Here is a 19902-nt window from a genome sequence, read left to right as displayed (position 1 = left end):
AGCCTTATACACATGAGTTCTTCGGTACGTTCTGGGCGCAGTTGCTCTCGTGTGAGTTGCAATTCTTCGGCATCGATGACCCTTACCTATATTTATGCTGAATCCACTGCCGTCCTTGGACCGCTGGCAACTTTTTCTGAACCTCATTCATATGATCTCTGCGATAAACACTCTGCCCGGCTTACCGTTCCGCAAGGTTGGAATGTCATCAAGCAAGCTGTAGATGAAAATCAGAGTGGACCAAGTGAAGACGATCTCATGGCAATCGCTGATGCTGTCCGTGAGGTAGCTCTGAATTCTCACGCCACGACTAATGATGTCTCAACAACTACTTCACAATCAAGCGTGGGAAGACGCGGGCATTTGCGCGCAGTGCCTTCCTAATTTCACTTCTGCATACTCAATTCTTTACGATACCTTCATGAGCGCATCGATATTTAAGGCCTATGACATCCGTGGGTTAGTAGATGAAGAACTCACGCCAGATTTTGCATTTGCCACCGGCGTTGCCCTCGCTCGCTTCTTAGAAATTGAACGTGAACCAGGAACCGTTGTCATTGGCGAAGATATGCGTCCATCTTCACCCACGCTGGCAACTGCATTTTCAGCAGGTGTTACTTCGCAAGGCCTAGATGTCATTCGTATCGGACTTGCCTCCACAGATATGTTGTATTTCGCCGCCGGAAAGTTAAATCTGCCAGGTGCGATGTTTACGGCAAGCCATAATCCTGCTGCATACAATGGAATCAAACTCTGCTTTAGCGGTGCACGTCCCATAGGTAAAGAATCGGGCTTGTTAACAATCGAAAAGTTCGTTTATGAAGGCACTCCCATGGCGATGAGAAATGTCGGTGTTGAGAAATCGAAGAATATGCTGGAGGAATATGTCGATCATTTACTGACCTTGGTCGATGTTTCACAGATTCGCCCTTTGAAAATAGTTATCGATGCGGGCAACGGCATGGGCGGATACACAGCACCAGCTGTCTTTAAGAGACTTAACGCAGAAGTAATTGAACTCTTCTTTGAATTAGATGGCTCTTTCCCTAATCACGAAGCAAACCCGATTGATCCAAAGAATCTAGTAGATCTACAGAAGGCGGTGAAGAAACATGGCGCAGATATCGGGCTCGCATTCGATGGTGATGCCGATCGCTGTTTCCTTGTTGATGAAAAGGGAGCCCTTGTCAATCCATCTTCTTTGACATCACTGATTGCATCTCGCGAGCTAGTTAAGTATCCCGGGTCAAATATTATTTACAACCTCATCTCCTCGCGTGCGGTGAAAGAAGTTGTGGAAGAAAACGGCGGAACAGCAGTTCGTTCGCGTGTGGGCCATTCATACATTAAAAAGCTCATGGCCGAAACAGATGCCGTATTTGGTGGAGAACACTCAGGCCATTTCTACTTTAGAGATTTCTGGAAGGCAGACTCTGGAATGCTGGCAGCTCTTCATGCAATTGCCGCACTCGGTGAAAGCAAGAAGTCACTCTCCACAATTCTCAAGCCATTTAACAGATATCACTCAAGTGGAGAGATTAACTCGACAGTCTCTGATGCAGCAGCCTCGATGGAAACTATCCAGCAAAAATTTGAACCAGATAGTGATGTAGAAATGGATCATCTTGATGGTCTGACTGTCAGCGCCAAAGACTGGTGGTTTAATCTTCGGTCCTCTAATACTGAGCCACTCCTTCGACTCAACGTTGAGGCTTCTACCGAAGGGCGCATGGAGAAGGTTCGCGATGAAGTTCTCAAGGCGATACGAAGCTAAGTCTGTTTCACCCTTTTTCCCGGAGTCCACTAAACTAATTCCCTAGCCGACTAGCACAGTAGAGCCCTACGCCGAAGGTCAAGCGAAAAAGACAATCCTCATAGTCAATTGAGGAACTACCTAGGGAGATATGTTTTCATGACACAAGTAACAACAATTCCAAAGCACGATATAGCCGACGCTTCACTTGCTGCCGAGGGGCGCAAGCGCATCGAATGGGCAGAGCGCAACATGCCAGTCCTTGCACAAATTCGTGAACGATTTGAAAAGTCACAACCATTTACCGGCGTACGAATCGCAGCATGTATGCACGTCACAACTGAGACCGCTAACTTGATGCGTGTTCTTAAAGCTGGCGGCGCTGAAATTGCTCTCTGTGCTTCTAACCCATTGTCTACTCAAGATGACACCGCAGCAGCACTTGTTCACGAATACGGAATTTCTGTATTTGCACGTAATGCAGTTGATCGTGATGGGTACTACTCGCACATCAACGCTGCCCTCGATATCGAACCTCACCAAGTCTTCGATGATGGTTGCGATCTAGTAAACACTCTTCACACAACTCGTAAGGAGCTCCTACCAAATATCGTTGGTGGTTGCGAAGAGACTACTACTGGAGTTATTCGCCTTAACCAGATGGCAAAAGATGGTGCACTCACATTTCCGATGATTGCAGTCAATGACACAGACACAAAGCACATGTTTGATAATCGCTATGGCACAGGTCAATCAACTCTTGATGCGGTCTTCCGTGCAACAAACTTCTTACTTGCAGGACGCATTGTCGTTGTTGCAGGATTTGGTTATTGCGGAAAAGGTGTTGCAGAGCGCGCAAAGGGCATGGGCGCAGACGTAGTTGTGACAGAAATTGATCCAACTAAGGCACTCGATGCAATGATGCAAGGCTTCCGTGTGATGCCGATGTTAGATGCAGCCAAAGTTGGCGATGTATTTATTACAGTCACCGGTAACCGCGATGTATTGCGCGATGAACACTTCGCAGCGATGAAAGATGGCGCAATCATGGCTAACTCAGGTCACTTTGATATCGAAATCGATGTTGCTTGGCTAGAGCAGAACTCAAAACAGAAGAATGCCAAGATGCGTCACCAGACCGATGAATACGTGATGAAAGATGGTCGCCGCTTACTTCTTCTCGCTGAAGGTCGCTTGGTAAACCTCGGTGCAGCTGAAGGTCACCCAGCATCAGTGATGGATATGTCATTCTCTGATCAGGCCCTTACTGCGGAATACCTCGTCAAGGAAGCAAAGAATCTTCCTGCCGGAGTACACGAAGTTCCAACGTATATCGATAAGGAAGTCGCGGCGTTGAAACTCATTTCAATGGGTGGACGTATCGATGTACTCACACCAGCTCAAGATATGTACCTTAATTCTTGGGAGCACGGTTCATAAATGATGGTTGATATTGCATGACACTCATCATGGTCGTCGATGACGATCAAGATCTCGCCGAAATGCTGGGAATTGTTCTTACAAGTTCTGGCTTCGATGTAGATATGGTGAGTAGAGGAGATGAGGCGCTGGAGGTATTTAGAAATAATCCTCCGGACCTCGTCTTACTCGATGTCATGTTGCCAGGAATAGATGGCATAGAGGTCTGTCGATTAATTAGAAAAGAGTCAATGGTTCCAATCGTGATGCTCAGCGCCAAGGGGGAGACCCAAGATGTTGTGCGGGGGCTTGAAGCAGGTGCCGATGATTACATGCAGAAACCATTTAGGGACAAGGCTGAACTCATTGCTCGTATTCGCACTCGCTTGCGTCGCACCAATTCTGATGTGACCGGCCTTCTTTCCATCGGTGACATCACTATCGATGTGACAGCCCACGAAGTTCGTCGCGGTGCGACTCTCATTCAGCTAACCCGTCTTGAATTTGATTTGCTTGTCGCTCTAGCAAAAGATCCAGGACGCGTGTTTACACGCGACGCGCTCTTAAGTGAGGTCTGGGGCTACCGACAAACAACTGACACGCGATTGGTCAATGTGCACGTGCAGCGACTTCGTTCAAAGGTTGAACACGACGCCGACCGTCCAGAGATCATCATGACGGTTCGTGGCGTGGGCTATAAGGCGGGCGGAGCGGCTTAACATGAACCGTTTACGACGGTCACTCAAACATTCGCTGGCAACACGAGTGATCCTCTCAACTCTCTTTCTGTCCTTAATTGTCGTGTCACTTACCGGTTCTGCGCTGTATTCACGTCTGGCAGATGGAATTCTTGCTACTAGTTTGAACTCCTCTCTGGCCGAAGCTCAATACACATTTTACAACGCCGAGTACCAAGTTCTTGCTTCGCGGTCGATGTCAGTTGAAGACCGAAAGCGCACACTTGCTGAATTCGTCGTGAGTACCTCTACCCAAGGAATTAATGAGGAGCGGCGAGAAGTAATATTTGTAAAGTCTCCAGGAGCTTTCACTACGACCAATTCTTATGAGATGTCTTCCAATGTCATAAAGAACTCATCCATCCCTAAAGATCTACGGGTGCAGGTCAGGAAGAATTCCAAACTTCAGTATGCATACGGACCTGCGAGATATAACAATGGGGAGAAAATTGACTCCCTCTTTGTGGGTCAGAGAATTATTATTCCGACTGGGGGGCGATACGAGGTTTACATCGTCTTTTCTCTCAAGAACCAGACGGCTACAGTAGACCTCATTTTGAACTCACTACTCATCACCGGAGTTGCACTAATTTTCCTCATCGGACTCATTACCTGGCTTGTAGTCCGACAAGTGGTGCGACCCGTACGTGAAGCAGCACGTATTGCTAATCAGTTTACCCAAGGAGATTTCACGCAGCGGATGAAAGTCGTTTCAACCGATGAGATGGCAACGCTGGCAATTTCTTATAATGAAATGGCCTTATCTATTGAAGAGCAAATCACTCGCCTAGAAAACCTCTCACGTGTCCAGCAGCGTTTTGTTTCCGATGTCACCCACGAACTACGAACTCCTTTGACTACCCTGCGTATGGCATCTGAGGTAATTCATCTCCAGCGCAACTCTTTTGATCCACTCGTCGCCCGAAGTTCAGAGTTGCTGGTTGCTCAACTAGATAGATTTGAGCGGTTGCTCGAAGACCTACTTGAGGTAAGTCGTTTTGATGCCGAAGTTGCCGTTCTCGAACCTGTTGATTTTGATGTCATTGGCCTTATTAATCGTTGTGCCACTGATTTAGATTTAGCTAGCAATGTTCCAACACAGCAAATACAGGTGGTAGCCGATCAAGAGCTAGTCAGTATTAACGCCGATATCCGTAGAGTTGAGCGCATTATGCGCAATCTTCTTTCAAACGCACTCGATCATGCTGAAGGAAAGAAGGTTCTTGTGAGCGTCGTTGCTACCGATACTGAGGTCGGTATTGGTGTTCGAGATTACGGCTCAGGACTTGATGAATCTGCCCTTACTCGCGTCTTCGACCGGTTCTGGCGAGAAGATCCATCACGTGCTCGAGTGCGCGGTGGAACTGGTTTGGGTCTTTCCATCGCACTTGAGGATGCACGACTTCACAATGGAGAATTAGATGCGTGGGGACGTCCTAACCAAGGAGCTCATTTTGTTCTCACCTTGCCCCGCAAGGCTGGCGAGTTAATAAATTCAAGACCAATTAAGGCCACGCCAAAAGATTTCCACCAGGAGGCTTTTTACCAATAACCGCTAGCCGTCATTGCAGCATGATGGCTAGATGAATTTGCTCTCATCACTTGAGGAGCTAATTTTCCCAGTTCGTTGTTTAGGTTGTGGCGCCCTAGGTTTGGAGATCTGTTCGCAGTGCAGAAAATTCTGGCAGCCGAGAATTTATAGGTCCCGCTCTCGCCAGAAACCACATTTCCCGATTTATTCTTCCATTCCCTATTCACCGATTGCAGGAAAAGTGTTATTAGCTGCAAAAGAACATGCATTGCGACGAGCAGATGAGCTAATGGTGAGCGCACTTTCTCATTCGCTTTCGCTCTGTTTACATGAGCAAGGATTGGGATTTTTAGTGCCAATTCCTTCGCGAAAATCCGTTGCGAGATTACGAGGGAGACAATTCATTAACGAATTAACCAGAGAAATTGGTGGTAGTGCACGGGTGCCAACCCGTGAATTGTTGACTCACACCAGAGTCGTCAAAGATCAATCAAAGCTCGATGCAAAGAAGCGAGTAGAAAATTTGGAAGGGTCACTGGCATCCCTGCGTTATCACAGTGGAAAGGCAATCATTGTCGATGACCTCGTCACAACGGGGGTGACTTTGCAGGAGGCGGCCCGCGCATTGCGTGCTGCAGGCATTGAGGTTTCGGCTGCGATTACAGCTTGCGTGGCAGAACCTCTACGATAAGGGGGCTCGAATAGGGCGCCCATTGCAAGTGATTGGGATTGGCAAGTGGAAGGTAGGCAAATGGCTTCAATTCTCGACCGCATCATGCGAGCCGGCGAAGGAAAAATTCTTCGTGACTTAAGCAAGGTCGTCGAAAAGGTCAACGCCTTCGAAAGTTCAATCTCTGCACTTGCTGATGACCAACTGCGAGCAAAGACTGAAGAATTTAAGAAACGCCTAACGCAAGGCGAAACACTCGATGATTTACTTCCTGAGGCATTTGCCGTTGTTCGCGAAGCCGCAAAGCGCACACTTGGCCAACGTCACTATGACGTTCAAATCATGGGTGGGGCGGCGCTTCACCGTGGCAATATCGCAGAAATGCGCACCGGTGAAGGAAAGACTCTCGTTGCAACACTTCCTTCTTATCTGAACGCACTAGCAGGACGTGGAGTCCACGTTGTTACAGTCAATGATTACTTGGCTGAACGTGACAGCGAATGGATGGGTCGTGTTCACCGATTCCTTGGTCTAAGTGTTGGAGTAATTCTTAATAGCATGACATCTGCAGAACGTCGTGCGGCATACTCTTCAGATATTACTTATGGAACAAACAATGAATTTGGTTTTGATTATCTTCGCGACAATATGGCATGGTCACTCGAAGACTGTGTGCAGCGTGATCACTACTTCGCAGTTGTCGATGAAGTTGACTCGATTCTTATTGACGAGGCACGCACACCGCTAATCATTAGTGGACCGGCTGATAAGGCAACGAAGTGGTATGTCGAGTTTGCCAATATTGCAACTAAACTACAACGCGATTTACACTATGAAGTTGATGAGAAGAAGAAGACCGTAGGAATCCTGGAAGACGGCGTTACCAAGGTGGAAGAGCTGCTTGGGATTGAGAATTTATACGAAGCAGCTAATACAACCCTGATTGGCTATCTCAATAACTCAGTCCGTGCGAAAGAACTCTTTAAGCGCGATAAAGATTATGTAGTAATGAATGGCGAACTTCTTATTGTTGACGAGCACACTGGCCGCATGCTGGCAGGTCGTCGTTATAGCGAAGGTCTACATCAAGCACTTGAAGCAAAAGAGCGCATTGAAATTAAAGATGAAAACCAAACCCTTGCCACAATTACACTTCAAAATTACTTCCGACTCTACGAAACCATTTCTGGAATGACTGGAACAGCTGTTACAGAAGCGTCGGAATTTCATCAAATTTATAAGCTTGGTGTTGTTCCTATCCCAACAAATCGCCCGATGCAACGTATTGATGAAGCTGATTTAGTCTACAAATCTGAGGCTGGAAAGTTTGCATCTGTTACTCGCGACATCGTTGAGCGTCATCGCAAGGGCCAACCGGTATTGGTTGGAACCGTCAGCGTTGAAAAATCGGAAGAACTTTCTGCATTCCTCAAAAAAGCAGGCGTCCCTCACGAAGTTCTCAATGCTAAGCATCACGAGCGGGAAGCGGCAATCATTGCTCGCGCTGGAACTAAAGGCGCCGTTACTGTTGCAACAAATATGGCAGGACGCGGAACCGACATCATGCTGGGCGGAAACCCAGAGTTTATGGCTGACTTCGAATTACAGCGCAAGGGAATTTCACCGGTAGATAACGCAACTGAATATGAAGCTGCCTGGCCGGCAGAGATTGCAAAGCAAAAGGCTGCAATTGCCAAGGAGCATGAAGAAGTTGTCGCACTCGGTGGGCTCTATGTTCTTGGAACTGAGCGACATGAGTCCAGGCGTATCGATAATCAGCTCCGTGGACGATCAGGACGTCAAGGCGATCCTGGTGAATCTCGTTTCTACCTCTCACTGCAAGATGATTTGATGCGCAGATTTAATTCTGGAATTGTTGAACGTGTATTAGGAGCAGCTGGCTTACCGGAAGATGAACCAATTGAATCAAAGATGGTTTCCAACGCAATTCGCTCAGCCCAGACACAGGTGGAAGCGCAGAACTTTGAAATCCGTAAGAATGTTCTTAAGTATGACGATGTCATGAACCGCCAGCGTGAAGTAATTTATGCAGAACGCCGCTTAGTACTTGAGGGTAAAGATATTGGAAGCCAAGTGGGTGATTTCATGGCGGACACCTTGAGCGCATACGTTCAGGTGGCAACAGCCCAGGGTTATGCCGAAGATTGGGATCTTGATCAACTCTGGGCAGCTCTCAAACTTATTTATCCGATCTCCTTTACGCCACAAGATTTAGAGAAGGAGTTTGGTTCACGATCAGCTCTGGATGTGGAGATTTTAGAGACTCGAATTCTCGATGATGCCGTTGCCGCATATGCAAAGCGTGAAGCAGCGTTAGGAGTAGAAGTCTTACGCGAATTAGAGCGCAAAGTACTGCTCTCTGTCCTTGACCGTAAATGGCGCGAGCATCTCTATGAGATGGATTATTTGCAAGAAGGTATCGGCCTGCGTGCGATGGCACAACGTGATCCTCTGGTTGAATATCAGCGTGAAGGTTTTGAACTCTTCTCGGCCATGATGGATGGTATTAAAGAAGAGTTAGCCAGCCTTGTCTTTAACGTCGAAGTAACAATCGAAGGCGATGGCTCAGAAGTCAAAGCACGCGGTGTTAATGACAAGCCGGCAAATACGGCTCCACTTCGTTACACCGCAGCAGATGAAAATGGTGTTGTGACATCTAATGAAGTCTCGCGTAATAGCCCATGCCCATGTGGCTCTGGCAAGAAATTCAAGCGCTGCCACGGCGCTGCCTAATTCACTTTAGAGCAAACGCAGAGCGGTGCAGAGCCAACGTCCGTCAACACCTTCAAAGCGAATAACAATTGCGCGAAGTCGATTTCCAAATCTGACCGTCACCGTTGATTCACAAATGCCATCTAGTGGCTCTGATTGATGGATACTTCTAATCTTTCCAATCTCACTCTGACTTCCAGTCTTGCACAGCAGCTCCATATAGATCACCCGATGACATGAACGAATCAATTGCGCTGGTTGCCTGCGACCGGCCCAAATTTCAAGGATGCTCACAATGAACTTCATCGTCCACTGATGTAAATCTGGCAGATCTGTGGCCGAAGATGGAATTGGCATCTCATCCGGTTCAATCTCTTCCCCGAAGGTAGAAGGAACTAGGTAGAGCCTTGCCACTTGTGGTGGCATGACGGGTGTGGGGGGAGCAAATAAATCTAGAACTGGATGGCTCCAGAGTGCAGGATCTTCGGTGCTTGAAATCAATTGTAGAAAAGGCTTAGTGCGTGGAATGGGTTGCGTGTAGGTATCTGTTGTCATGGGTGCACAGTGGAGTCAGTCGCTCATGCAGTAATCGGCTAGAAAGATGAAATGCGCTCATCCTTTCGCTGTACTGTGCAAAAGGCGAGATCCGGTTTCTTACCCCCTTTTACGCTGCCGCCATGGTCCCTAGGAAGCAGAAGAACACACGATTCATTCTCTCTATCTCACTTTTCATAGCAGCGCTCTTGGCTTCTTTTCTAATGTCGGTTGCCGCAAATCAGAAAGAGAAATATTGGGTGGCAAGTAGGCCGATTGCATCAGGAACATCTATTGAGAGCACTGACCTTAATCTCATCTCAGTCACCCTGGGGTCAGCTCGGGGAAGGTATGTATCTGCAGATATTGATCCCACCGGCCTGATTTCACGCCGCATCATTGCCGCAGGAGAATTAATTGAAGTCGATGCACTGACTAACCAATCAATTTCTGCCAGACAAAAGCAGGTTTCTCTGAATATGCGCGCGGTAGATATTCCATCACAAGTCGGTGTTGGAGAGATTGTCAGCCTCTATCAGTTACACGATGAAAAGAATGGCGAAAGCTTGCAGGCGCCCACCTTCATCCTCGGAAGCGTCTTCGTAGTTTCAATCGATAGGAAAGGATCAAATTTCGGGGGAGAAGTGGCAATGACAGTGTCAGTAGCTGGTGAATTCATTGCTGACGTATTAGCGGCGACCACTAGCGGTCGTTTGGTTGCCGTACAAACACATGGCTAAGTCAGAACACGCTAGTGCGGTCACAGCGATTCATGGTTCTGACTTTGAAAGCTTTGCGGCAAGTACCTTATTTAGCCAAGGATGGAGCGTCTTATATCGCGCACTGGATTGGGTATCACTCAATGAGTTTTTGCAGGGTTTAGAGACACAACCAGATGTATTACTCATCTCCACAGATTTAGAGGGGATTGATCCCCAGTCTCTTCACAAACTCACTAATAGCGGGATGAGAATCTTCATCTTTCGAAAAAGCGATGCAGATCTGCGTCAATTTCCAGATTCCTTTGCCCAGCCCAGCGTTGCCCTCGAGTTGATTGCGATGATTCGCGGTTCGATGAGAAGACCGATGCTCAGAGTCAGTGAGCCGATTCCCCAGCAAACTCGAGCCCATGTCCTGGCAATTGCAGCTGCCCATGCTGGCGCTGGCTGCACATCCTTAAGTATTAACATCGCAACTGAACTTAGTCTTTTAGCAAAGAAAGTTCTCATCATTGATGCAAATGCTATTTCTCCAGCTATTGCAATTCTCTTAGGGCAACAAGGGTTGAACTCTGCAAAGAGCTTTCAAAAGATTGCCAATAATCTGTGGGCACTGGAAGTCACTCAAGAGAATACCGCTGAATCTATTGCGCTATTGGACACTGCTAAGACGGAGTTTGATTACATCATCATCGATTCCGGTGTGATCAACGAACTTGCGCAAGTACTTCGAGGCCAACGCTGGACTGGTGAGATTTTGGTGTGGGTCACTTCGCAGGCAGATGAATTATGGATCATCGCAAAATCTAACCGAGTGGGAGTCGAGCGAGTTCGCAAGATTTCACAAGCTCTCTCACAAAATTCAATGAAGCCCGCAATCTCTTTTGTGCAGGCCATGTCGGCTCCAGGTAAGAGAGGCGCAATTTATGACGAAGCATTTCTGGCGGGTGCAAGGACGATTGGCCCTAAGAAAATTCTTGCGTATCCGGCAGATTCGCGTTCGATAGCAATGGCTGAAAATGAGCAGACATCACTCTATGAATCCAATGATCGAAGCCTGCTCCGCAAGAGCATTGCCTGTTTGGCCGGTGAGGTAGAGGGTTAACTTCTTATAGGCTAGGCACATGCGTGCATACATTGGTGTTACCGCCTCTGAAATTCAAGAATTTCTCCAATCAGGAGAGTTCGATGTCAGTGATGCCTACGCAGCTACCCCGACATTTATATCTGGCAATAGCGATCTCGATGAAGAAGAAGTCGAATACACCCTGTCACTGATTGCAGCTGAAGATTCAGTGGAGCTACTTGGTTCTGCTGTTGGTACTGCCTGTGTGTTAGCTCTGGAAGTTCCTGAATCAATCATTGAAGCAGAGCATGAACTCTCAATCTCACTTTCTGCACCTCTGCTGTGGGATTACGTGCAATGCTGTTTTGAAGTTTCAGCTGATGGTCAGGAACTGACCTGGTTTGCCACACAAGAGATTGCCAGCAATTTGGCAACGTGGCTTTCGTAAGGATTCGTAATATGGCATCGATTGAAGAATTTGTGAAAGAGCGAAGTCCGCTCACCGACATTCAAATCCACCGCCTGCGAGAACTGATTGCCGATTGGCAACTTCTTTCAGATTTATCTTTTGCCGATCTCATTCTCTGGGTTCCACTGCGCAAAGATTTTAAGAGCTGGCCCACCGGATACGTTGCAGTTGCGCACATCAGACCCACAACTGCCGCAACTCTATTTCCACTTGATGTCATTGGAGATGAAATCTCCCATGGGCAGCGCAAATATATAGATCAAGCACTTGCTAGTGCTGAGATTGTAAGAGACACAGAACCAGAACCGATGGGGGAGTTCTCGGTTAAAGAGGAAACAATCCCAGTCTTAGTTGATGGCCTTGTGGTTGCTGTTATTTCGCGCCATAGAAATGCCGAACTCATGCGCCAACCCAGCCGCCTTGAACTTAATTATCGCGAGATTGCACATAACTTATATCGAATGATTACGGAAGGAAGTTTTCCATACCCAGATGCAGGTTCACTTTTTGACCCGGCACCGCGAGTGGGTGATGGATTAATCCGCCTTGATGTCAACGGTGTTGTCTCCTATGCAAGTCCGAATGCACAATCAGCATTTAGCCGCTTAGGGTGGGTAAAGGAAGTTGAAGGCATTGAGCTTGGAACTCTTGCGCAATCACTTGCGCAACACAGTGCCGATGCCCAAGAAGAGAGTATCGCTGGGGCACTTACAGGTAAATCACTGAAACGAGTTGAAGTTGAAAATGCGAGTGGAACTATCTCATTTACCGTCCTGCCACTAATTCAAGGTGAAAACCGGATTGGTGCAATTGTTTTACTTAATAACGTCACTGAGATTCGCAGACGTGAGCGAGAACTAGTAACAAAAGATGTGACTATTCGCGAGATTCATCACCGAGTAAAGAATAATTTGCAGACTGTTTCAGCTCTGCTTAGATTGCAAGCCCGCCGAATCAATGATCCCAACGCGAGTGCGGCACTTAACGAGGCGGTTCGTCGTATTGCCTCCATAGCCTTGGTACATGAAACTCTTTCCAATACCCCCGATGCATCAGTGGGATTTGATCAGGTGCTAGATAGCCTGGTCACACATGCGCTAGAGCTGAGTCCTCGTATGAATGAATTGCGTATCGAACGAACCGGCACCTTTGGCTCACTTGACCCACGAATTGCAACACCGCTAGCCCTAGTCATTACCGAACTCATTCATAACGCCCTCGAACACGGATTAGCTGAGGAGGGTTCAGTGCTCGGAATTCATGTTGATTCAGGGAATTCAGATATTCAAGTGATCATTTCAGATGATGGTGTGGGCTTACCTGAAGGATTTAATGTCGCTGAATCTCCAAACCTTGGTCTGCAAATTGTGCGCACGCTGACTGAAAATGAACTCAGCGGCACACTCTCATTGGTCTCTGATCAAGTACAGACGAAAGCGATCTTGGTTTTTCCCAACACTAGATAAAAACTAGTGGTTAGGAGAGTCCGTTATCTATCAAGCGAGCACGGTTACGAGCTGCGCGACGTTTAAGGGCGCGGCGTTCATCTTCTGACAGCCCGCCCCACACCCCTGCATCTTGACCTGATTCCAGCGCCCAAGCAAGGCATGGATCTTTTACGATGCAGCGATTACATACCTTCTTAGCCTCTTCAATCTGGCTAATTGCAGGGCCAGTATTTCCAACGGGGAAGAAGAGCTCAGGATCTTCATCACGACACGCAGATTGATGTCTCCAGTCCATGGCTCACCCCTTTCAATTCTAGATATAAATGTGTGCACAACTCATGCGTGCAAGAGGTTAATTCTCCCTGTTACTACAAAGATAAACAAGAAGGAAGGCGAAAAGATTTCGTACTTTGTAGTGATTTATATCCCTCTTGCGCTCTTTGCGTTATGAAAAGATTGAGCGCAGTTGGTGCTAGTGCCCCCGACAGGAATCGAACCTGTGCACCTGCCTCCGGAGGGCAGTGCTCTATCCCCTGAGCTACGGGGGCGCAGGTAGAAGGGTAGATTATCTGACTATGAGCGATACCGAGAAAGCATATTTTGCAACAGGTTGTTTCTGGGGCGCCGAGCGCAGATTGTGGAATATTCCTGGAGTACTACAGACAAGTGTTGGCTATATGGGTGGAGCACGTCCAGATCCTTCATATGAACAAGTGTGCACAGGAGTTACCGGCCACGCTGAAATTGTGGAAGTGAGCTTTGATCCAACGAAGGTCACATATAGACGATTACTAGAAGAGTTCTGGGTGATGCATGATCCGACGTCACTGAACCGACAAGGTGGAGATATCGGAACCCAGTATCGGAGTGCGATTTTTACAACGAGTGATTCTCAGTTGCTACAGGCAGAGGCAACACGCGATGTGTATCAGGCAGCACTTTCCCGAAAAGGTATTGGCGAGATTGTTACCGAGATCAAGAGCGCGCAAGGCATCCCTTACTATCTCGCCGAGGAGTACCACCAGCGATATTTAGCGAAGAATCCCAATGGCTATGACTGTCATTCAAGTACGGGAGTCCCATTTCCTTCGCAAGTCTCCAGTTAAGCGATTACTCTGTACCCATGACCGATAAGTTCCTGCACCCGGAGACTCTTGCAATTTCAGCAGGGCGTCCGCAAGCAGCGCCGGGCGCCGGGTTAAATACACACATCTCGCTGAACTCCACATACCGTGCAGGTGGTGACATTAATTATGGCCGCTTCGGAAATGAAAACTGGCATGACTTAGAGAATGCAATTTCGGCACTGGAAGAAGCACAGTCAACGTTGGTCTTTGCCTCAGGGATGGCGGCAATCACTGCCGTCTTTTCGCTCTTGCCACACGGAGCACCTGTGGTTGCCTCACATGAAGGCTATAGCGGCACCATGTCACTGCTCAAGCGTTATCACACCGAAGGACGACTTGAAGTTCGCTTTGTAGATATTACAGATACCAAAGAAGTAATTAGCCAATTACAGGGCGCCGCATTCTTATGGGTGGAATCACCAACCAATCCTGGGTTAAATGTTGCTGAAGTAGCAGTAATCATTGGCGAAGCGAAGAAGCGTAATTTGGGTGTGGGATTTGATAATACTTTTGCAACACCGCTCAATCAAAAGCCGCTGACATTTGGCGCTGATATTGTCATGCATTCAGTAGCCAAATATCTAGCAGGCCATAGTGATGTAATTTTGGGTTCACTTTCGGTGAAGGATCCTGCGCTTCATACCCGCCTCATTGAAGCCCGCACAACTCTAGGTGGCGTTGCCGGTCCTTTTGAAGTCTGGCTTGGTCTGCGCGGACTTCGTACCTTCCCGCTTCGATTTAACCGTGCCCAAGAAAGTGCGGCCATCTTGGCAAAGAAGTTAGCTGATCACCCTGCAGTGAAAAATGTTCGCTATCCCGGATTTGGTGCAGTTGTTTCATTCCAAGCTGGCGCTAGCGCCGAGCAAGCCGAAGCTATCTGTGATGCATCAACTCTGATTGCCAATGCAACAAGTCTGGGGGGCGTTGAAACCACGTGGGAGCGCCGGCGCCGATGGGAACGCGAGAGCCATAGCGTGCCGGAGAATCTCATCCGTCTTTCAGTGGGATGCGAACATATCGATGACCTCTGGCACGATATCGACACTGCACTGACCAAGGGGTAAAGCGCGCACTTTGATTCAAAGTGGAGTATTTTTAGCCATATGAAAGCGCTCCGAAGAACCCTTGCGGCAATCACTGTTGCACTTCTTGCCTTCCGCGCTGTTGGATCATTTCTATCCTGGGTTGAAAAACAAGATGAGAATGAAACTGATGCTTGGATTGACGAAGACGAATTCGAAGAAGCGTAAATGTCTGACAACCAGTATGTAGCTGGGTCTTGCAATATTGGCACCGGAGAAATTCGCCGCCGCCAAATAGTTGCCATTATTGGAAGCGCTCTCAGCGTGAGCGCGCTTATTGGATTTATCTCAACAAGTGCCGAACCCTCGCTTCGATTAGGAATCTTTATTCCCCTGGCTGTGGCATCAATTGGCTGGGTGCAATCGAAACGAAAATTCTGTCTCGCATACGGCCTGATGGGAACATTTAATTTCGGCAAGCTGGGTCAGCTCTCGCGCGTGCAAGATAAAGCAGCCCTTGCAGCCGATCGAAAGACTGCAGTGGTCATTCTCACTCAATCACTCTCGTTAGCTGCAGTCCTCACATTAGTTGTTTATCTGCTGCCACTCTCCAGCTAAATCTACTCTTACATTTTCACCCCTGTAGTGGGATGCTATTGAAATGAAAATCATCATTCATCCTCGCCATGCAGAACTCGCTAGTGACTTTTCATCGATAGCAGAAGAGAAATTACTCTCTATGAATCGCTTTAGTGTGACGATAGACCGCATTGAAGTGGAAGTACTGCATGAGGCAAACCCGCGACAGGGAAAACATTCTCATAAGGTGGTTATTACTTCACACGGTTCAGGTCCGCTACTGCGAGCAGAGGCTGCCTCATTTAATGATGTGGCGGCATTTGATGATGCAATAAAGAGTATTGAACTACAAATTAGAAAAATACATGAACGCGAGAAGAGCCATGATCGTCACACCTTGCGCACTATGAAAGTGGATGTGAAAGAGTAACTAGCGGAATTGTTTCTCTTTCTTTTCTTGCCTCTCTTTTTGTTTCGCTGAATTTTTCTGCACGCGCATTGGATCTACTGGGGGCATAGGCGGTTGGCCAAGTGCGATGATTGCACTCTCTCTAGCGTTAATCGCTGCCGCGACTGCGCCTTTCTTTACTGTAATGACAGAAATCTTTTGCTCTGGCTTGCTTGCAATTTGCATGGCAGATCGAGCATCTTGATTTGCCTGATTAATAGCCAAATAGAAATTCTGGTTTATCTCACGCATTTGCTGGTCACGAAGCGTCATCGCTGCCCTAAACGCATCCATGTCTCGTTGGAACTGCTCAAGGACTCCTGAAGGAATAGGAGGTGGTGTCCGTTGATCTGCTGTAGCAGATTGAGAGTAAGAAGAGAATGAGCAGAGAGTGAAGATAACCACTGCGGATATGCCTCTTCTCATGGCTTAATAGTATTAAAGAGGTGGTGTGAATCTTCTGTGAATCACCTAGCGGTTTCGTGTGCATGGGCGTGAAGTGGTAGAAAAAGTGGGAATTGCGTGAAAGGCTGGGCGCATGAGCCAACTCATCATGATTATTGACGACGAAGTCGGAGTCCGCGAGGTGCTCGCCGATGCCTTCAAACTTGCTGGATTTGAAACTGTCGTGGCAGCTGATGCCATGGTTGCCCTTACTTTGCTTCGCACAACCAAACCAGATCTGCTTGTGGTTGATATCAATATGCCCATGATGGATGGCTTTGAATTTATTGAACGCATCAGAAGTACAGGCGATAACACTCCTGCACTGATGCTAAGTGCGCGCGGTGACCGAGCCGACATTACTCGTGGTTTAACTCTGGGTGCCGATGACTATGTGACAAAACCTTGGCGCGGTCTGGAAGAACTCGTACTTCGGGTAAGAGCCATCTTGCGAAGAACTCAATTTACAGTCACTTCTGATTCGAGCTTAAGCAGCGGTCCTATCAAACTCGATAACGACTCTCATCAAGTCACATTCAACGGTGAGGTAGTGGAGTTATCTCCGACCGAATTTCGCCTGCTGCATGTTTTGCTCGAAAGCAAGGGGCGGGTATTGACCAAGACTTATTTGCTAGATGAGGTCTGGGGAATCACCTTCGAATCTGAGAGCACAGTTGTAGATACCTATATCTCCTACCTGCGAAAGAAATTACATCGCGATGGATATGAAGGTATAAAGACGATTAGAGGGGTCGGCTTCCAACTTCTTACGGAGAAGAGTTGAAGATCTCAAACAGTACAAGGACCAGCATATTCACAATTTTGCTGGTCACAGTAGTCACCTTGGGAATCGGTAGCTACTCCGCTTTTCACACTCGCAGCGCGGAATTATCTGAGGTAAATGCCTCACTCGATTTTGTGGCACAAGAGGCGATAGATAACCCAGAGCAATCAATTGGCGCAGCTCTCTTTGCGATTGAGCAGCTCACTCTTAATGCAACGCTGACGCTTTTAACCGAGGAGGGTCAAGAGACTGTAGTTCGTGAGTCCTCTTTGAGTTATCTAGGAGCCCCTACGAAAGATCTCATTGAAAAAGCAACCGCCCGCCCGGTATCAATTAAATCTGGTGATCCCTATCAATTGCGAGCAGTGCGCCTTGATGAGAAAGATTTCCTACTCATTGCCCGATCCACTAACGCGATAGATGAACACTTTGAGGTCAATCTCCGTGCATTGGGAGTTGTTACTTTCTTTGTCGATCTCATCGCAGGAGTATTGCTCTTTTTCTTCTTTAGGCGAGCTAACCGCCGAGATGAATATGCATCCCTTGCTCGTATGCAGGAATTTCTGGGCGATGCATCTCATGAATTGCGCACCCCACTTACCGTGGTCAAAGGCTATGTGGAGATGCTGAGTAAGAAACAGCTGGTAACGGCTGAAGATCAAGATCGTGCATTTACTCGCGTGGGAACTGAAATCAATCGGATGGAGAATCTGATTCAAGATTTACTGCTTCTTGCCGAACTAGGTGAGAGCGGAAGCCGAGATATCGAAAAAATGGATGTGAGTGAGTTATTAAGTGCTCATGGCACTGACTTCACGACTCTTAATCCTGGGCGCAAGGTAGTTTTAAAAATTGAGAATGACTTGGCGGTAGTGGCTTCCAGAGATTATCTCTCTCGATTTATCCAAAATGCTTTTACCAACATCATGCGCCACACCAGTGCAGATGCTGCGGTAACAATCACATGTAGTAAATCTGGAAAGAACGTCCTGATTATGATTGAAGATGCTGGGCAAGGATTACCTGAGGGTGCTTACGCTGAGAATATTCGCTCACTCAATCGCTTTGATAAGTCTCGCTCCCGCGAAAATGGTGGTTCGGGGTTGGGTATGAGCATCATGTCTGCCGTTATTGAAAAACTGAACGGCACTTTCTCGCTACGCAAGAGCGCCCTGGGCGGCTTGGCGGTAGTGGCGAGCCTTCCTTTAGCTAAAGACTAAACTTAGCCCTGTGAGCGATGCCAATCTCGAAGATGTATTTGTTGAGCTCACCGAGAAATTTAGTGATACCAACTCCTTAGTCAGAGTCGTCCTTTCGGGTCGGCGCAGAAACATGCAGACTGCGCACGAGCGCATCGATCTGCGACCCGTTATGATTAAAGATTCGATGGCAATACAAGTCAGTCACAGCGATGGTCGACAAATGACAACGAAGAATTATGAAGTAGGGCAAGCACCCTTTAGCGAATTACTGCGCTCTGGATATGCCAATATTCTGCTGGAACAGACTCACCAATCAATCAGTGTTCGAATTACGAAAAAGGGTGAAGCACTAATCCACCGCGAATCCACCGAGCGCGAACAAGAGCTTTCACACGATCGCAGTAAGTCGCGCTTACTTGACCCATCTGATCCCTATCTCATTGCAATTGGCATATCTGATGCTCAGGGCAATCTCAAAGCGAGTAAGTCAGATAAATACAAGCAGGTAGAAGAATTCTTGCGCTTACTCACCCCAACACTCACAAGTGCAATCAAGGCGGGGCATATCGCCCAACCCACAGCTGCCAAGCCCCTGACAATCGTCGATCTTGGTTGTGGCCATGCTTATCTAACATTTGCAGCTCATCAATATCTACGTAGTCAAGGCATGCCAGTGAAAGTAATCGGTATTGATGTGCGCACAGCAGCGCGTGATCGCAACAATGAAATTGCTCAGCAATTAGGAATCTCTTCGAGTATCGAGTTCCGAGCCGAAGAAATTGCAGATACCACTCTTGTATCTGCTGACATCGCCATCGCACTTCATGCATGTGATACCGCAACTGATGATGCAATCGCGTGGGCGATTAATTCTGATGCCAAGCTGGCTTTGATAGCACCTTGTTGTCACCATGATATTCAGGCACAGATGAACGAGATTCCGCAGCCGTGGTCGATCATTACCCGTAACGGAATTATGAAAGAACGCCTGGGAGATTTACTCACCGATGGCCTGCGGATGCAGATCATGAAATTGCGTGGCTATCGGGTAGAGGCGATTGAATTTATTGGGGGAGAGCACACCCCCAGAAATCTCATGATTCGCGCAGTAAAGACCGGTGCAGGGGTGGACGCATCAGAAAAGCAGAGATATGACGAGATGCTGGCGCTCTGGAAAGTTAAACCTGCGCTAGCAACGCTGATCAAAGGTTAGACTT

22 protein-coding genes and 1 tRNA gene are annotated in these 19902 nt (G+C 47.7%); 19 read left to right on the top strand and 4 right to left on the bottom strand.

Features of this window, described 5'->3' with window-relative positions:
* The first annotated feature begins 12 nt into the window (after positions 1–12).
* From A1sIIB142_RS04685 to secA, 7 genes are all read left to right on the top strand, one after another.
* The gene (locus A1sIIB142_RS04685) at positions 13–384 is read left to right on the top strand and encodes a DUF3499 domain-containing protein (RefSeq protein ID WP_095693862.1); all 372 of its coding nucleotides are present in this window, start codon (positions 13–15) and stop codon (positions 382–384) included.
* Positions 385–421: 37 nt separating this feature from the next.
* Complete coding sequence (locus tag A1sIIB142_RS04680; RefSeq protein WP_095693861.1) at positions 422–1774, top strand: phosphomannomutase/phosphoglucomutase; 1353 nt, start codon at positions 422–424, stop codon at positions 1772–1774.
* Between the two features lie 138 nt (positions 1775–1912).
* The gene (gene ahcY / locus A1sIIB142_RS04675) at positions 1913–3193 is read left to right on the top strand and encodes an adenosylhomocysteinase (RefSeq protein ID WP_095693860.1); all 1281 of its coding nucleotides are present in this window, start codon (positions 1913–1915) and stop codon (positions 3191–3193) included.
* A 17-nt stretch (positions 3194–3210) separates the two neighbouring features.
* Entirely contained in the window at positions 3211–3891 is a 681-nt protein-coding gene (mtrA, locus tag A1sIIB142_RS04670) for an MtrAB system response regulator MtrA (protein WP_095693859.1), read from the top strand.
* A gap of 1 nt (position 3892) precedes the next feature.
* On the top strand, positions 3893–5461 hold the full coding sequence (mtrB, locus tag A1sIIB142_RS04665; protein ID WP_095693858.1) for an MtrAB system histidine kinase MtrB: 1569 nt from the start codon (positions 3893–3895) through the stop codon (positions 5459–5461).
* 31 nt (positions 5462–5492) lie between these two features.
* A complete protein-coding gene (locus A1sIIB142_RS04660) occupies positions 5493–6131 on the top strand; it encodes a ComF family protein (protein WP_095693857.1) in 639 nt (212 codons plus the stop codon).
* Positions 6132–6191: 60 nt separating this feature from the next.
* Positions 6192–8864 (top strand): preprotein translocase subunit SecA, encoded by a 2673-nt coding sequence (secA, locus tag A1sIIB142_RS04655; RefSeq protein ID WP_095693856.1) that lies wholly within the window; start codon positions 6192–6194, stop codon positions 8862–8864.
* Positions 8865–8870: 6 nt separating this feature from the next.
* Here secA and A1sIIB142_RS04650 read toward each other — a convergent pair whose 3' ends face one another.
* Positions 8871–9398, bottom strand: a complete 528-nt coding sequence (locus A1sIIB142_RS04650; protein WP_095693855.1) for an Rv3235 family protein — start codon at positions 9396–9398, stop codon at positions 8871–8873.
* A 122-nt stretch (positions 9399–9520) separates the two neighbouring features.
* On the opposite strand from A1sIIB142_RS04650, the gene A1sIIB142_RS04645 reads away from it, so the two are divergent.
* The 4 genes from A1sIIB142_RS04645 to A1sIIB142_RS04630 are packed head-to-tail and all read left to right on the top strand — an operon-like array spanning position 9521 to position 13097.
* Entirely contained in the window at positions 9521–10117 is a 597-nt protein-coding gene (locus tag A1sIIB142_RS04645) for a flagella basal body P-ring formation protein FlgA (RefSeq protein ID WP_095693854.1), read from the top strand.
* Positions 10110–11201 (top strand): CpaE/TadZ family protein, encoded by a 1092-nt coding sequence (locus A1sIIB142_RS04640; protein WP_095693853.1) that lies wholly within the window; start codon positions 10110–10112, stop codon positions 11199–11201. Before A1sIIB142_RS04645 ends, A1sIIB142_RS04640 begins: the two co-directional genes overlap by 8 nt.
* 19 nt (positions 11202–11220) lie before the next feature.
* A complete protein-coding gene (locus A1sIIB142_RS04635; protein ID WP_095693852.1) occupies positions 11221–11610 on the top strand; it encodes a DUF6912 family protein in 390 nt (129 codons plus the stop codon).
* 11 nt (positions 11611–11621) lie between these two features.
* Positions 11622–13097: a sensor histidine kinase gene (locus A1sIIB142_RS04630; protein ID WP_095693851.1), complete on the top strand. Its 1476-nt coding sequence runs from the start codon at positions 11622–11624 to the stop codon at positions 13095–13097.
* A 10-nt stretch (positions 13098–13107) separates the two neighbouring features.
* On the opposite strand, the gene A1sIIB142_RS04625 is transcribed toward A1sIIB142_RS04630, so the two are convergent.
* Both A1sIIB142_RS04625 and A1sIIB142_RS04620 read right to left on the bottom strand, forming a co-directional pair.
* The gene (locus A1sIIB142_RS04625) at positions 13108–13374 is read right to left on the bottom strand and encodes a WhiB family transcriptional regulator (protein ID WP_095675083.1); all 267 of its coding nucleotides are present in this window, start codon (positions 13372–13374) and stop codon (positions 13108–13110) included.
* Positions 13375–13555: 181 nt separating this feature from the next.
* Positions 13556–13627 (bottom strand) — tRNA-Arg (locus A1sIIB142_RS04620).
* A 27-nt stretch (positions 13628–13654) separates the two neighbouring features.
* Between A1sIIB142_RS04620 and msrA the strand changes: the two genes are divergently transcribed.
* Genes msrA through hpf form a run of 5 tightly spaced genes read left to right on the top strand, consistent with a single transcriptional unit; the run spans position 13655 to position 16237 of the window.
* Positions 13655–14185 (top strand): peptide-methionine (S)-S-oxide reductase MsrA, encoded by a 531-nt coding sequence (gene msrA / locus A1sIIB142_RS04615; RefSeq protein ID WP_095693850.1) that lies wholly within the window; start codon positions 13655–13657, stop codon positions 14183–14185.
* 17 nt (positions 14186–14202) lie between these two features.
* Complete coding sequence (locus A1sIIB142_RS04610) at positions 14203–15270, top strand: trans-sulfuration enzyme family protein (protein ID WP_095693849.1); 1068 nt, start codon at positions 14203–14205, stop codon at positions 15268–15270.
* Between the two features lie 39 nt (positions 15271–15309).
* Entirely contained in the window at positions 15310–15456 is a 147-nt protein-coding gene (locus tag A1sIIB142_RS06595; protein ID WP_190277042.1) for a hypothetical protein, read from the top strand.
* A complete protein-coding gene (locus tag A1sIIB142_RS04605) occupies positions 15457–15846 on the top strand; it encodes a hypothetical protein (protein WP_095684917.1) in 390 nt (129 codons plus the stop codon). It abuts the gene before it with no gap.
* Between the two features lie 43 nt (positions 15847–15889).
* Complete coding sequence (gene hpf, locus A1sIIB142_RS04600) at positions 15890–16237, top strand: ribosome hibernation-promoting factor, HPF/YfiA family (RefSeq protein ID WP_095675079.1); 348 nt, start codon at positions 15890–15892, stop codon at positions 16235–16237.
* On the opposite strand, the gene A1sIIB142_RS04595 is transcribed toward hpf, so the two are convergent.
* Positions 16238–16681, bottom strand: coding sequence for a hypothetical protein (locus A1sIIB142_RS04595; protein ID WP_125898852.1), 444 nt, complete (start codon positions 16679–16681; stop codon positions 16238–16240).
* 112 nt (positions 16682–16793) lie between these two features.
* On the opposite strand from A1sIIB142_RS04595, the gene A1sIIB142_RS04590 reads away from it, so the two are divergent.
* The 3 genes from A1sIIB142_RS04590 to A1sIIB142_RS04580 are packed head-to-tail and all read left to right on the top strand — an operon-like array spanning position 16794 to position 19898.
* A complete protein-coding gene (locus A1sIIB142_RS04590) occupies positions 16794–17483 on the top strand; it encodes a response regulator transcription factor (protein ID WP_095675077.1) in 690 nt (229 codons plus the stop codon).
* Positions 17480–18703, top strand: a complete 1224-nt coding sequence (locus A1sIIB142_RS04585) for a sensor histidine kinase (RefSeq protein WP_095693847.1) — start codon at positions 17480–17482, stop codon at positions 18701–18703. The genes A1sIIB142_RS04590 and A1sIIB142_RS04585 overlap by 4 nt, the downstream gene beginning before the upstream one ends.
* Positions 18704–18713: 10 nt before the next feature.
* Entirely contained in the window at positions 18714–19898 is a 1185-nt protein-coding gene (locus A1sIIB142_RS04580; protein ID WP_223299173.1) for a class I SAM-dependent methyltransferase, read from the top strand.
* Positions 19899–19902 lie beyond the last annotated feature (4 nt).

Origin of the sequence: Candidatus Planktophila versatilis, assembly GCF_002288345.1 — a bacterium.
Classification (GTDB): Bacteria; Actinomycetota; Actinomycetes; order Nanopelagicales; family Nanopelagicaceae; genus Planktophila; species Planktophila versatilis_A.
Note: the sequence above shows the minus strand (reverse complement) of the source record. Positions and strands in the feature narration are given on the sequence as shown.